We start from the raw sequence: 14,408 nt of genomic DNA, 5'->3' as shown, positions 1-14,408 counted from the left end.
TAACATGGAACTCAATGGCGCCGATATCGTCGTGCGCTGCCTGGCCGAAGAGGGCGTCGAGCACGTTTTCGGTTATCCTGGCGGCGCGGTGCTCTACATTTACGACGCAATCTACAAGCAGAAAGATTTCAAGCATATTCTGGTGCGACACGAGCAGGCTGCTGTGCACGCTGCCGATGCCTATTCGCGCTCTTCTAATAAAGTAGGGGTGTGTCTGGTCACCAGCGGCCCGGGCCTGACCAATGCGGTCACCGGCATTGCCACTGCCTACATGGATTCCATACCGCTGGTCATCATCAGCGGACAGGTGCCCACCAAGGCCATTGGCGAAGACGCCTTCCAGGAATGCGATACGGTCGGTATTACCCGGCCCTGCGTCAAACACAATTTCCTGGTTCGCGACGTAAGAGATCTGGCCGATACGATGCGCAAGGCATTTTTCATTGCCCGCACTGGCCGCCCCGGCCCGGTTCTGGTCGATATCCCCAAGGATATCTCCATGACCATGTGCAAATACGCGCCGCCCAAGTCTGAAGTCAAGATGCGCTCCTACGCACCGGTGGTCAAGGGCCACCTGGGGCAGATCAAAAAGGCCGCCCAGTTACTGGCGGGCGCCGAGCGTCCCATGATTTACGCGGGCGGCGGGGTCATCCTGTCCGACGCTTCCGATGAGCTACGCGAATTGGTGCGGCTCAGCGGTGCACCGGTAACTACCACTCTGATGGCGCTGGGCGCGCAGAACCCGGATTCCGATCAGTATCTGGGCATGCCGGGCATGCATGGCACGTATGAAGCCAATATGTCCATGCAGAACTGCGATGTGCTGATCGCTGTCGGCGCGCGCTTTGACGACCGCGTGATCGGCAATACCAAGCACTTTGCACAAGCCCAGCGCAAGATCGTTCATATCGATATCGATCCATCGTCCATTTCCAAGCGGGTCAAGGTTGATATCCCCATTGTGGGCAATGTCAGGGAAGTGCTGCAGGAAATGAACCCGCTGGTTGCAGACGCGCTGGCCGAACAAAAAAGCAGCCGCTCATTGCAGGCCTGGTGGAAGCAGATCAACGACTGGCGTGGCCGCGATTGCCTGAAATACGATCATGGCAGTGAACTGATCAAGCCGCAGTTTGTCATCGAAACGCTGTGCAAGGTCACCGAAGGCAACGCCTTCGTCACCTCGGACGTGGGCCAGCACCAGATGTGGGCGGCGCAATATTATCGATTCAACCATCCGCGGCGCTGGATCAACTCCGGCGGTTTGGGCACCATGGGCGTCGGCCTGCCGTACGCCATGGGTGTGCAGATGGCGCATCCCGACGCGCAAATTGCCGTCGTGACCGGCGAAGCGTCGATTCAGATGAACATCCAGGAACTGGCTACCTGCACGCAGTATCATTTCACGCCTAAAGTGCTGTGCCTGAACAACCGTTATCTTGGCATGGTGCGGCAATGGCAGGAAATCGACTATCAGTCGCGCTACTCCGAGTCGTACATGGACTCGATCCCCGACTTCGTCAAACTGGTCGAAAGCTATGGCCACATTGGCCTGCAGATCGATAAGCCGGCAGATGTCGAGCCGGCTATCAAGGAAGCTTTCGGCAAGCACAAAGACCGTCTGGTCTTCCTGGACTTCATCACTGACCGGACCGAAAACGTCTGGCCAATGGTCAAGGCAGGCAAGGGCCTGACCGAAATGTTGCTGGGTTCAGAAGACTTGTAAGGGGAAACCATGAAACACATTATCTCCATTCTGCTGGAAAATGAACCCGGTGCGCTGTCCCGCGTGGTGGGCCTGTTCTCGGCCAGGGGCTACAACATTGAAACGCTCACTGTTGCGCCGACCGAAGACGCGACGTTGTCGCGCCTGACGATCATGACTGCGGGCTCTGACGATGTCATCGAACAGATCACGAAACACTTGAACCGGCTGGTCGATGTGGTTAAAGTAGTCGATCTGACTGAAGGGGCTCACGTCGAGCGTGAACTCATGCTGGTCAAAGTTCGCGCCGTGGGCAAGGAGCGTGAAGAAATCAAGCGCCTGGCCGACATCTTCAGGGGGCATATTGTGGATGTGACCGATAAGTCCTACACAATCGAACTGACGGGTGTACAGGAAAAAATCCAGGCGTTTCTGTCTGCGCTGGATCGCAGTGCGATCCTGGAAACTGTTCGTACAGGCGTGTCAGGTATCGGGCGCGGCGAACGTATCCTGCGGGTGATTTAATCTGGTGGTAAGCGCGGTAAGCAGACATTCAAAACAAATTTAACTAAATTCTTGAGGCTTTAAATGAAAGTTTTTTACGACAAAGATTGTGACCTGTCCCTGATCAAAGGGAAAAATGTTGCCATTATCGGTTATGGTTCCCAGGGGCACGCCCACGCACTGAATCTGCATGAGTCCGGCATCAACGTCACCGTTGGCCTGCGCAAAAATGGCGCATCATGGAACAAGGCTGCCAATGCCGGTTTGAAAGTGGCTGAAGTGGCCGACGCCGTTAAGACGGCCGATCTGGTCATGATCCTGTTGCCCGATGAAAACATCGCCCAGGTATACAAAGAACACGTCCATGGCAACATCAAGGCCGGCGCTGCATTGGCTTTCGCCCATGGCTTTAACGTTCATTATGGTCAGGTTGTGCCCCGTGACGATATCGACGTCATCATGATTGCGCCCAAAGCGCCCGGTCACACTGTTCGCGGCACCTATTCACAGGGCGGCGGCGTACCATCCCTGATCGCCGTGCACCAGGACAAATCCGGTGCTGCGCGTGATGTAGCGCTATCCTACGCCAGCGCAATCGGCAGTGGTCGCGCCGGTATCATTGAAACCAACTTCCGTGAAGAAACCGAAACCGATCTGTTCGGCGAACAGGCCGTGCTTTGCGGTGGCGCCGTGGAACTGATCAAAGCTGGTTTCGAGACCCTGGTGGAAGCCGGTTATGCGCCTGAAATGGCCTACTTCGAATGCCTGCACGAACTCAAGCTCATTGTTGACCTGATCTACGAAGGTGGTATCGCCAACATGAACTACTCCATCTCCAATAATGCCGAGTATGGTGAGTACGTGACCGGCCCGCGCATTGTGACTGACCAAACCAAACAAGTCATGCGCGAGGTGCTGAAAGACATCCAGACGGGCGAATACGCGAAAAGCTTTATCATTGAAAACGCCGCCGGTGCACCAACACTGACGTCACGTCGTCGCATCAATGCCGAATCAGACATCGAAGTGGTTGGCGAAAAACTGCGTGCCATGATGCCTTGGATCGCCAAAAACAAACTGGTTGATCAAACCAAAAATTAAGAGTAGGCTTTTGCGCCAGAGGCTGGTTTTTCAGTTCTGGCGCAGGGCGACTGCCAAATGGTGGGCGCCAGGGCGCACAAAAAACAGGTATGCATCCGGTTCCGTCATAGACGGGAGTGCGTCATATCCTGGTTCAAAACCTCTGTTTATCAGGGGTTTTCTCTATTTTAAGGTCGGCAAGCTATGAATATCAAAACCCTTATCGCGGCAGGCGTACTGGCCGTTAGCGCGTTTGGCGCACCTGCCTTTGCTCAGGAAGTGCTCAAAGTGGGCGTCGAAGCCCTGTATCCGCCATTTGAAAGCAAAACGCCCGACGGCAAGCTGGTTGGTTTTGACGTCGAGCTCAATGATGCGGTCTGTGCCCAGCTGCAGGCCAAGTGCGAATGGGTCGAGACCAGCTTTGACGGGCTGATCCCAGCACTGAATGCACGTAAATTTCATTACATCAACTCGGCGATGAATATTACCGAGCCGCGCCAGAAGGTCATAGACTTCACGGTGCCCATCTACGATGTTCCAAGCCAGCTGATTGCCAGAAAAGGATCGGGCTTGCAGGCCACGCCGGAAAGTCTGAAATCCACCGTTGTAGGGGTATTGCAGGGATCGGCGCAGGAAGCCTTCGTCAAAAAACACTGGGCATCCAAGGGTGTAAAAATCGTCTCATACGCCTCACAGGATCAGATTTATCAGGATCTGCAAAGCAATCGTATCCAGGCGGCTGTGCAGAAAACGCCAAGCGCGGTGAGTGCCTTTCTGGAAAAGCCCGCAGGCAAGGACTACGAGATCACGGGCGCACCGCTTGACGATAGCTCGGTATTGGGTGTTGGTACCGGTTTCGGTATACGCAAGGGCGACGATGAACTTAAAAAGCGTCTTGATGGCGCGATTGATGCCCTCAAGAAAGATGGTACGATAAGCAAACTTACCCAAAAATATTTCAACGCCGACTGGGTCGCCAAATAGGTCGAGAGCGCAGCAAGCGCAACCGGCCCGGGCGGCCGGTTTTTTTCATTCCGTTTATCAGGTAACGATCATGCAGATCCGTTCGAAGCTACCCGCCGTGGGCACCACTGTTTTCAGCGTCATCGGTGATCTTGCCGAGCGTCATCAGGCTATCAATCTGGCGCAGGGAGCGCCTAACTTCCCGTGTGCGCCCGAACTGATCGATCATGCGATCGACGCCATGTCCGAAGGGCACAATCAATATTCTCCCATGATTGGCATTGAGCCATTGCGCAGCAAGATTGCTGAAAAAATCCAGCTGCTGTATGGCCACAGTTATGATGAGCTCAACGAAGTCACGGTCATGGGCAGCGCCAGTGAAGCGCTTTATTGCGCCATTGCGGCGTTGATCCATCCGGGCGATGAGGTGATTTATTTCGAACCGTGTTTTGACAGCTACGCGCCTATCGTCAAATTGCAAGGGGCCGTGCCGGTAGGCATCAAGCTGCTGCCGCCCGGCTACGGTATAGACTGGGACGCAGTGCGCGACGCCGTCAATGACCGCACGCGCATGATTATCATCAATTCACCCCATAATCCCAGCGGCGCCGTGCTGTCTGACGCCGATATCGCCGCGCTGCAGGATATCGTGGCAGACACCAATATCATCATTCTGTCGGATGAAGTCTACGAACATGTGGTCTTCGATCAGGACATTCACCGCAGCATGTCCCGTTACGACGGGCTGCGCGAGCGTGCTGTGGTTGTGACTTCCTTTGGCAAGACGTTTCATGTGACAGGGTGGCGTATCGGCTATTGCGTCGCACCCGCGGCAATCACGGCTGAAATACGCAAGATTCATCAATTTCTCATGTATTGCGCTGATACGCCCATGCAGTATGCGCTGGCGGCCATGATGGAGACGCCCAATCATTACCTGAACCTGTCCACCATCTATCAGGAAAAGCGCGATTTGCTGGCCCACGCACTCAAAGATTCGAAATTCGAACTTCTGCCGAGCAAGGGCAGTTTTTTCATGCTTGCTCGCTTCCATCACTTCAGTTATTTGTCCGACGTACAACTGGTACGCAAGCTGATCGAAGAATTCGGCGTGGCAACCATTCCCGTATCGGCGTTTTATTCCGATGGAACCGATCTGGGCGTCATCCGCCTGTCGTTTTCAAAGGATGACGCCACTCTGGAAGAGGGTGCAAAACGTCTTTGCAAATTATGATATTCATCAGTTATCTCGTTCAAGGAAACATTATGAAAAATTTCAAGAAACTGACCATCAGTACGGTTCTGGCAGCCTGCGGCGTGCTGGGCGTGTCGGCCACTGCCGCAGCCCAGGACAACTGGCCCGCCAAGCCCATTACGTTTATCGTTCCCTACGCAGCAGGCGGCTTTGCCGATACCCGCATGCGCCTGCTGGCCGAAGAACTGAGCAAAGAGCTCAAGGCCAACGTTGTGGTGGAGAACAAGGCCGGGGCTGGCGGCGTGATTGGCACAGACTATGTCGCTCGCGCCAAACCCGACGGTTATACAATCGGCAGTGGCAATCTGGCGCCGCTGTCGGTCAACCCTACGCTGATGCCAAAGAACGTGAAATATGACGTGGCCAAAGACCTGGCGCCGGTGATTCTTATCGAAGAAAGCCCGCTGATCCTGAGTGTCAACAATAAACTGAACGTCAAAACCGTTGCCGATCTGATTGCGCTGGCAAAAAAAGAGCCCGGCAAACTAACCTTCGGTTCGTCCGGTGTCGGTGGTGCCCACCACCTGTCGGGTGAACTCTTTGCCTCCGACGCACAAGTGGAGCTGACTCACGTTCCATACAAGGGTGGCGCTCCTGCAGGCAGCGACCTGATGGCGGGTCACATCGATATGATGTTTGAAATGGGTTACGCAGCCATGCCGGCCATCCAGTCCAAAAAAGTGCATCCACTGGCCGTTACCAGCGCCAAGCGCCTGCCTTTGCTGCCCGATGTGCCTACCATGCAGGAAGCCGGCCTCAAGGGCTTTGAATCATACAACTGGCAGGGCGTGATTGCGCCTGCAGGCACCCCCGAACCGATTATCAGTAAACTGAATACGGCGTTCAACAATATTCTGAAAAAGCCCGAGGTGCAAAAAGCCTTCGAAAGCACGGGCGGCCAGTCTGCCGGCGGTTCACCTGACGATTTCGCCAAGTTCATCCAGAGCGAAACGGTCAAATGGGCCCAGGTTATCAAAACCTCGAATGTCTCGGTAAATTAAACGGCAACATCGTTATGTGCCTTATCGGGCGGGCGCCTGTCCGGCGCTGCTATGAGGGCTCCATTGTCGAGAAATCGGACAAGGATGCGTTCTTTACTCGTCCGCAAAGTGACCGGGCCCGCGATTTTCTGCAAAAAATACTGGTGTAAATGCGGCGATGTGCAGGTTCAGGTGATCTGCATATCGCACGCTCAAATTGTGTTTCAGTACGCCGGCTGCAATGTGGGATTTTGCGCCGATGCTTCGACCATTTCTCCCAGCATCTGGGCGGTGATGGCAGACAATGTCCATCCCAGGTGCCCGTGTCCGGTGTTATAGAAGACGCCGGGTTTGCGCCCACGGCAAACGCGCGGCATCATATCGGGCATCATCGGGCGCAGGCCGCACCATGGCACCACGCGTCGGGTGGATATCTCGGGAAACAGGCGGCGGGTCCAGTCGATAAGGGGTTGTACCCGGTCTGCGCGGATGTCCTTGTTAAAGCCATTGAATTCGGCCGTACCCGCCACCCGAAAGCGATCACCCAGAAAGCTGGTAACGATTTTGGCGTCTTCATCCAGCAGGCTGACCCGAGGCGTTGCGGCCAGGCTGGCCGCGTCGTCCAGATGGACGCTGATGGAATAGCCTTTTACCGGATAGACATTCATCGTATCGCCCAGCATGCGGGCGATGGCCCGGCTGCCGGTGCCGGCGCAAACAACAATATTCTCAGCTTCAAGATAGGCCGACTGGACATCGTCGTAGCGCTGATGGAAAATTTGATGATGGTTCCGATCGCTGGTAATGCGAGTGACCGACGTATCCATGACAAAACGCACGCCCAGCTTGCGGCATGCTGCGGCCAGCCCGATGGTGAACTTGTGAATGTCGCCGGTGGCGTCCGATGGGGTATACAAGCCCGCGAAGAAGTCCCCGGTCAGTGTCGGTTCAATGGATCGCGCTTCATCCGGCGTGACCGCATAGCGTTCCAGGCCGCCTTCCTGCAGTAGTGCATTGGTTTTTAAGGCCTTGTCAAAGCTGTCCTTGTCATAATAGATGTGCAGTATGCCCCGGCGCTCCAGATCAAAATCGATGTTCTCCTGTTCTGCCATGGCGTACAAATGACGGCGCGCTTCAATGGCCAGTCTGGTCGTTTCGATAGTATTGGTCTTGTGGTTGGGGATATTGCGTACGAATGCGGCGAGCCAGCTGTATTTATGCCAACTGAAGGCCGGATTGAGCAGCAGGGGCGCGTTGCGTTTGCCGATCCAGCGCAGTCCTTTCATGATGGTGGCGGTGCTGTTCCACACTTCGGCGTTGCTTGCCGAAAGCTGGCCGCCGTTGGCAAACGACGTTTCCATGGCGGCGTCCCGGTTTTTGTCCAGGACAGTGACCGAATAGCCGAGTTTGGCCAGGGTATAAGCGGTGGTGATGCCGGTAATGCCGGCGCCGATGATGGCGACACGTGACATAAACGTCTCCGATAGCGGTGATGCAAATCACACGATCTGCATACCCCATCTGTCACGGTACCTGAGAGTTTCACCGGCTTGTTGCATGAAGCCGGTTCCCCTTCGGTGGGCGCATGCGCCTCTCTCCAGAGTGTCGCGTTATTTGCAGTCCTTTTGCCTGAGAGTTTCCGGGGTGGTTGCTCCGTCGGCGTCAGCAGGGCTGAACTCTCCTGCAAACACGTATGTCGACAACGCATATGATAGTCGCCTGCTGTAAGACAACAAGCTAGGGTTTACCCTAGTCTGGTAAATAAGAGGATGCTGGAAACGCCGGTCAGCTGCCAACGCAATGGGTCATGCCGCCGTTTGTCCACGGCCTTTGAAATCAAAAAACCGGTTACCCCGCTGTGGGGTGAACCGGGTTGCTGTGGCGACGGCGGTATGATCGCGGTTCTATTGCACTGTAATTTTATTTTCCTTGATGATTTTTTCGTACAGTGCAGAATCCCGTTTAATGAGTTCGCTCAGTTCAGCCGCAGAGCCGCCGATGGGCACAAAACCAGCCGTCCTGAACTTGTTCTTCACATCCGGTTCTTTGACGATTTCGGCAAGTTCCGATGAGACGCGGTCCACGATTTCCTGGGGCGTTCCTTTCGGGGCCATGAGCGAAGTCCACGAGTTCATCACAAAGCCCTTGAAGCCGGCTTCTTCCATGGTGGGGATGTCATCTTCACCTTCCCAGCGTTTGGCCGACGTAATTGCCAGCGCATTGAGCTTGTCTTCCTTGACGTAACTCATAGGCACCAGGATTGGATCAAAGACCATGGAAACCCGGCCACTGAGCAAATCTGCAAGAATGGGTGCGCTGCCCTTATAGGGAACGTGTGTCATTTCAAGCCCGGCTTCATCGGCAAAGTGGGCGCCTGTCAGGTGGGCGCTCGAACCTGTGCCGCTGGAGGCGTAGGTCAGATGGTTCTTCTTGCCGTATTCCACCAGTTCTTTCATGTTCTTGGCAGGCACTTGCTTGCTGACAAAAAGAAATAGGGGTAGGTCGGCAATATGCGATACCGGAACGAAATCCTCGTTGCTATAGTTCAGCTTGTATAAATGCGGATTGGCGGAATAGGCGGCCAGGACAGTGACAAACGTATACCCGTCCGGCTTGGAGCGCGCGGCCTGGCTGGTTCCGATCGTACTGTTTGCGCCGGGTTTGTTTTCAATCACGATTGGTTGCTTGAGCCTTTCCGACAGCTTCTGCATGACAACGCGGGTTACGGTGTCAGTCGCGCCGCCCGGCGTGTAGGGAACGATAACCTTGATGGGTTTGTCGGGCCACGCCGCCTGAGCCGCCATGGGCAGAATCAGGGCAGCAAGAGCGGTGTACGCGAGAACAGATGTCCCTTTTATTTTCATTTGAATCAATCCTTATGAGATTTGGATAACCAATAAAGGATAACAAACATTGGTCAAGAATAAGCGTTCTCCTGATGAAATAAAAAAGGAAATCCGATCGCCTCCCAAAAAATGACAAAAGCCCGCAGGACTAGACTGGACGGGCTTTTGCACAGCGGAACAATACCCAGATGCAAGGGGCAATCTCCCCAATTTTGGTGTTCTGCTTGATGGAATGGCTGCCGGATGCAGACGGCGCTGCAGTACAGAAAAACGTGGTTTAGGCAAAGACGCGGAAGCGGTCCTTGTCGTCCATGTATTCTTTTTCACCAGCCGGGTTGATGATGCTGCCAAAAGGCATCTGGGCACGCAACTTCCAGCTGGCTGGAATATCCCATTCTGCCTGGACTTTATCGTCGATCAGCGGATTGTAGTGTTGTAGCGAGGCACCAATGCCGTGTTCAGCCAGCGCAGTCCAGACTGCCAGTTGCGCCATGCCGGTTGAGTGCTCGGACCAGATGGGGAAGTTCTCGGCGTAGGGAGCGAATTTTTCCTGCAGATCGGTTACTACGTCCTGATCTTCGTAGAACAGCACGGTGCCGTAGGCAGCCTGAAAGCCGCTGAGTTTTGCATCGGTGGCCGGGTAAGCGTCAGCCGGTACGATGGCTTTGAGCGTTTCCTTGGCAATTTCCCAGACACGGTCCTGGTGTTTACCCAACAGGATGACAGCGCGTGAAGACTGGGAATTGAAGGAAGAGGGCGCCTGCTTGATCGTGTTTTGAATCAGCCTGACCAGTTCGTCATTGCTGAGTTTGACATCGCGATCCAGCGCGTAGATGGTACGGCGGTTTTTCAGGTGCTGCAGAACATTTGCGGACATGATGGTAAAACCCTTTAAAAATAGTTTCAATGATCGTTGTTTGTTTTCAGATACCGCAATTGCTTGCGGTTCTTGCATAGTCAACATTATGCTGCAATGCAGGGTGAGTTTGTTTCATCTGTTTTGTAGAGTATGTTCAAAATATTTGAACGATGGGTGCGACCAGAACAAGGGCTTGGACCGCCAAGGGGTGTTAACAGGGGATATTGAGAAGGGACAGTGAAAAGCGTGCTCTGGCAGGCAGGGCCCTGCGGAAGGGGCAGCAACGAAATGTGAGGCGCCAGACGTCACCCGTGCGGGTGGGATCAGCTATAAAGGGTAAATTGGTCAATCGTATTGCGGTGCGGGCAAAGCGCTACGCTTTTGGCCGACCCATTGCGGCGGTCTGCAGCGGTTGCGGTTTCCCCTGATTGTGATCAACAAGCGCGCTCAATGCGCACAATTGGGTGAGGCGCTGTCCGGTACTGGTTCAGGCGTGTACCGGACAACGCTCGCCTCTGTCTTTGCGCGCTTACTTTTTCTCGAACCCCAAGGACTCGAGCACCTTGCCTTCGTCTGTTGTGGTTTTTTTCGCAAACTCGGTGTATTGCTGGGTGCTCATGTAGAGCGGTTCCATATCGTATTTTTCCAGCGCTTCGCGAAAGTTGGGTTTTTCCATGGCCAGCTTGAGCGCGTCATGAAGCTTTTTCACGATGTCCGGATCGGTGTCCTTGGGAACGGCCAGTCCGAAAGGAGAAAGCTGAACACGGTTAAGGCCCGATTCCTTGAGGGTGGGCGCGTCAGGAAATTTTTTGCTGCGTTTTTCACCCCAGGTAGACAACAGGCGCAGCTTGCCGTTCTCTACATAAGGCGCCCATGCCGGGGTATCTGCCACTGACATGACAAACCCGCCAATAATGGCCTTGAGCGACTCCGCGTTGCCTTTATAGGGGACATGCACCAGTTTGATGTCGGCGTCCTGGGCAATGGCCTCCATGGTGATATGCAGGGTCGTCATAATGCCCGGCGAACCATAGGTGAGTTTTTCCGGATTTTCTCTGGCGTACTCGATATATTCTTTCATCGACTTGATCGGTGAATCGGCCGGCACCACCAGTCCGAAAGAATAACCTGCAAGGCCGATGACATAGGTCAGATCGGTGGCCGGGTTCCAGTCAATCTTGCTGATGTAGGGCAGGCGGAACACCGGTGTTGGCGTTTGGGCAAGGGTGTAGCCGTCCGGCTTCTTATTGTGCAGCTGCATGGCCGGCAGAACACCGCCGGCACCCGGCTTGTTTTCGACGATCACCGGTTGCTTGAGAATACCCGTCAGGTTTTCTGCCAGCACCCGGAATGGAATGTCGGTTGAGCCGCCGGCCGTATAGCCAATCACGATTGTGATTGGCTTGTTAGGAAAGTTCTTGGCTGCCTCGGACATTGCCTGGGCTGACTGCATACCGCCTGCCATGAGCATAGCAATGGCGGCGGTATAAATGGACTTGCCTGGTTTTATCACACTTGTCTCCTGTTTTTTAGTAATGCGGATAATTTCAGATGGCGCGTCTGGATGTCTGATCTGATTAGTGCAGGATCTTACAAGTCAGATATTACCGTCTTTAATCAGATCCTTCGCAATAATGATTTGCTGAATTTGTGATGTGCCTTCGTATAGACGGAACAGGCGTACATCACGATAGAAACGTTCGATCGCGTATTCGGAAATATAACCGGATCCGCCATGAATCTGCACCGCCCTGTCGGCAACACGGCAGCACATTTCGGTAGCAAAATATTTTACGCAGGAGGCCAGCGCCGACACGCTTTCGCCGCTGTCGCGCCGGCGTGTTGCATCGAGCAACATGCATTCGGCCGCGTAAATATCCGTTTTGCTATCTGCAAGCATACCCTGAATCAATTGAAAATCAACTAGAGGATGCCCGAATTGCTTGCGGTCCTTGGCAAACGCCAGCGCATCGGCCAGCATGCGTTTGGCCGCGCCGATAGCGACGCCGGAAATATGCAGGCGGCCTTTGTCCAGTACTTTCATGGCAGTCTTAAAGCCCACGCCTTCCTTGCCGCCGATCAACTGGCTTGCCGGTATGCGGCAGTTATCAAAAATGACATCGCTCGTGTGTGCGCCTTTCTGGCCCATTTTTTTGTCGCGTTTGCCCAGTGTGAGTCCTGGGGTGCCGGCCTCGACAATGAACGCTGAAATACCCGAAGCACCTTTGATGTCGGGATTGCTGCGCGCCATGACGGTAAAAATGCCGGCATGAGGCGCGTTGGTAATGAAGCGTTTGGTGCCATTGATGATGTAATGGTCGCCATCGCGTACGGCTGTTGTACGCAGGGACCCGGCATCGGAACCGGCTTCCGGTTCGGTCAGGGCAAACGAGCCGATCAGATCGCCGCTGGCCAGGCGTGGCAGATATTTTTCTTTCTGTTCCGTGGTGCCGTCGATCACGATGCCCGACGAACCGATGCCGTTGTTGGTGCCGATGTAGGAACGAAACGCCGGGGAGGTGCGACCCAGTTCCATCGCAATGCGGGCTTCCTCTTCCATGGTCAGGCCCAGGCCGCCATATTCTTCAGGCAAGGCCAGACCAAACAGACCCAGCTCTTTCATCTGGTCCCGGATTTGCTGGGGAATTTCGTCGGTCTCGGCAACTTCGTTTTCGGCGGGAACGAGGACTTCGCTAACGAAGCGGCGAACGCCTTCTTCAAGAAGGGTCTGGGTTTCCTGATCACGTATCATGACTGTGATTAATCCTTATAAAAAATGAGTGCGTTATTTTGCCAGAAACCGGCTGAATGCCGTCTTTGCTTCGGGCGATGCCAGGCATTGCACAAAACGTTCTCTTTCAGCATCCAGCGTTGCGGCCACGTCTTGGGCCGCAGCGCGCTGCATCAGCGCTTTGGTGCTGGTCAGGGCAAGTCGGGACTGGCGGGCCATTTCGCGGGCCAGTTCCTGGGCGGTACTTTCGGCCTGGCCGGCAATGACCACGCGATTGATAAGGCCTGCCTGTTGGGCTTCTTCAGCCGTAAAGGGTGTGCCACGGTACAGCCATTCATTGGCCTTTCGAATCCCGACGTAACGGGCAAGCAGCAGGCTGGACGCGCCTTCAGGGCACAGGCCCAGCGGCACGAAGGGAATGCGGAACTGTGTACCGGTGCCGGCAACAACAAAATCACAATGCAGCAACATCGTGACGCCAATGCCAATGGCGCCGCCTTCGACGGCGGCGATGATGGGAATGTTGACCTTGCTGATGGTTTTGAGAAATGTCAGGCCTGGGCTGGCGCCTTCGGGCGCATTAACAAAGTCGCGCAGATCGTTGCCCGCTGTGAAATAGCCGCCCGCACCGGTCAGTACAATGGCATGCAGGTCTTCTCTTGCGGTGGCCTGCGCCAGCGCCGCCGTGAGCGCAGCATAGGTAGCGCTATCCAGTGCGTTTTTCTGTGCCGGTCTGTTGATGGTGAGCGTCAGAACCCGCTCGCTGACATTGACCAGGATCGTGGGCGTGGTCGCTGTATCGTTCATTAGGCGTTCTCGCTGGCAAGGCGCTGGCGCGCGGTCTGGTATTCCTGTTGCATGCGCTGGGCGATCGCGGCAACCGGCTCTACTGAGTCGATAGTGCCGACGCCCTGGCCGGCACCCCAGACATCTTTCCACGCCTTGACGCGGGTTGAACCAAAGTTGGTTGATGATTTTTCCTGTTCTTGCAGGTTGTCCGGATCCAGGCCTGATGCCGTAATGCTCGGCGCCAGGTAATTACCGGGTATACCCGTGAAAAACGGCGTGTACAGAATGTCTTTGGCTGCTGCGTCGACGATCATTTGTTTGTAGCGTGGGTCGGCGTTCGCTTCCTGGCTGGCTATAAAGCGCGTGCCGATATACGCAAAATCGGCTCCCATCGCCTGGGCTGCCAGGATGGCATCGCCGTTGGTGATCGAGCCGGAAAGAATAATCGGGCCATCATAGAATTTACGTACTTCCGACACCAGTGCGAACGGACTCAGCGTGCCTGCATGGCCGCCTGCGCCGGCGGCAACAAGAATCAGCCCGTCCACGCCGGCTTCCAGTGCCTTCTCGGCATGGCGGATGGTTGTGACATCATGAAAGACCAGGCCGCCCCAGCCATGAACCGCAGAAGCGACGTCCGACGGGGCGCGCAGGCTGGTGATGATGACGGGAACCTTGTATTTCTCGCAGGCCTGCATG

The 14,408-nt window shown here is 55.0% G+C and carries 13 protein-coding genes and 1 riboswitch; of the genes, 6 read left to right on the top strand and 7 right to left on the bottom strand.

Going from position 1 to position 14,408, the window contains the following annotated elements; translation table 11 throughout:
• Positions 1-4 precede the first annotated feature (4 nt).
• The 6 genes from ACTIKR_RS07135 (at position 5) to ACTIKR_RS07110 (ending at position 6,505) form a co-directional block, all read left to right on the top strand.
• Positions 5-1,723, top strand: a complete 1,719-nt coding sequence (locus ACTIKR_RS07135; RefSeq protein ID WP_193087560.1) for an acetolactate synthase 3 catalytic subunit — start codon at positions 5-7, stop codon at positions 1,721-1,723.
• A 9-nt stretch (positions 1,724-1,732) separates the two neighbouring features.
• Positions 1,733-2,227, top strand: coding sequence for an acetolactate synthase small subunit (gene ilvN, locus ACTIKR_RS07130; protein WP_193087414.1), 495 nt, complete (start codon positions 1,733-1,735; stop codon positions 2,225-2,227).
• 63 nt (positions 2,228-2,290) lie between these two features.
• A complete protein-coding gene (gene ilvC, locus ACTIKR_RS07125) occupies positions 2,291-3,307 on the top strand; it encodes a ketol-acid reductoisomerase (protein ID WP_193087415.1) in 1,017 nt (338 codons plus the stop codon).
• 183 nt (positions 3,308-3,490) lie between these two features.
• Complete coding sequence (locus tag ACTIKR_RS07120; protein ID WP_193087416.1) at positions 3,491-4,270, top strand: transporter substrate-binding domain-containing protein; 780 nt, start codon at positions 3,491-3,493, stop codon at positions 4,268-4,270.
• Positions 4,271-4,340: 70 nt separating this feature from the next.
• On the top strand, positions 4,341-5,483 hold the full coding sequence (locus tag ACTIKR_RS07115) for a methionine aminotransferase (RefSeq protein WP_193087417.1): 1,143 nt from the start codon (positions 4,341-4,343) through the stop codon (positions 5,481-5,483).
• A gap of 32 nt (positions 5,484-5,515) precedes the next feature.
• On the top strand, positions 5,516-6,505 hold the full coding sequence (locus tag ACTIKR_RS07110; RefSeq protein WP_442327463.1) for a Bug family tripartite tricarboxylate transporter substrate binding protein: 990 nt from the start codon (positions 5,516-5,518) through the stop codon (positions 6,503-6,505).
• A 203-nt stretch (positions 6,506-6,708) separates the two neighbouring features.
• Here ACTIKR_RS07110 and ACTIKR_RS07105 read toward each other — a convergent pair whose 3' ends face one another.
• The 7 genes from ACTIKR_RS07105 to ACTIKR_RS07075 form a co-directional block, all read right to left on the bottom strand.
• Positions 6,709-7,956 carry a D-amino acid dehydrogenase gene (locus ACTIKR_RS07105; protein ID WP_442327462.1) on the bottom strand — a complete coding sequence of 416 codons (1,248 nt, stop codon included), beginning with the start codon at positions 7,954-7,956 and terminating at the stop codon, positions 6,709-6,711.
• A 135-nt stretch (positions 7,957-8,091) separates the two neighbouring features.
• A riboswitch (glycine riboswitch) is annotated at positions 8,092-8,178 on the bottom strand.
• Positions 8,179-8,388: 210 nt separating this feature from the next.
• Entirely contained in the window at positions 8,389-9,348 is a 960-nt protein-coding gene (locus tag ACTIKR_RS07100; RefSeq protein WP_193087420.1) for a Bug family tripartite tricarboxylate transporter substrate binding protein, read from the bottom strand.
• 259 nt (positions 9,349-9,607) lie between these two features.
• Positions 9,608-10,207, bottom strand: coding sequence for a nitroreductase family protein (locus ACTIKR_RS07095; RefSeq protein ID WP_193087421.1), 600 nt, complete (start codon positions 10,205-10,207; stop codon positions 9,608-9,610).
• Between the two features lie 511 nt (positions 10,208-10,718).
• Positions 10,719-11,660, bottom strand: a complete 942-nt coding sequence (locus ACTIKR_RS07090; RefSeq protein WP_442327475.1) for a tripartite tricarboxylate transporter substrate binding protein — start codon at positions 11,658-11,660, stop codon at positions 10,719-10,721.
• Positions 11,661-11,786: 126 nt separating this feature from the next.
• Positions 11,787-12,941: an acyl-CoA dehydrogenase family protein gene (locus tag ACTIKR_RS07085; protein WP_193087422.1), complete on the bottom strand. Its 1,155-nt coding sequence runs from the start codon at positions 12,939-12,941 to the stop codon at positions 11,787-11,789.
• Positions 12,942-12,974: 33 nt separating this feature from the next.
• Positions 12,975-13,727: an enoyl-CoA hydratase-related protein gene (locus ACTIKR_RS07080; RefSeq protein WP_442327461.1), complete on the bottom strand. Its 753-nt coding sequence runs from the start codon at positions 13,725-13,727 to the stop codon at positions 12,975-12,977.
• Positions 13,727-14,408, bottom strand: a 682-nt coding sequence (locus tag ACTIKR_RS07075; protein ID WP_442327460.1) for an NAD(P)H-dependent flavin oxidoreductase, incomplete at its 5' end; no start/stop codon positions are given. The genes ACTIKR_RS07080 and ACTIKR_RS07075, both read right to left, overlap by 1 nt.

This window comes from Advenella sp. (assembly GCF_052108595.1).
Taxonomy (GTDB): Bacteria; Pseudomonadota; Gammaproteobacteria; order Burkholderiales; family Burkholderiaceae_B; genus Advenella.
Note: the sequence above shows the minus strand (reverse complement) of the source record. Positions and strands in the feature narration are given on the sequence as shown.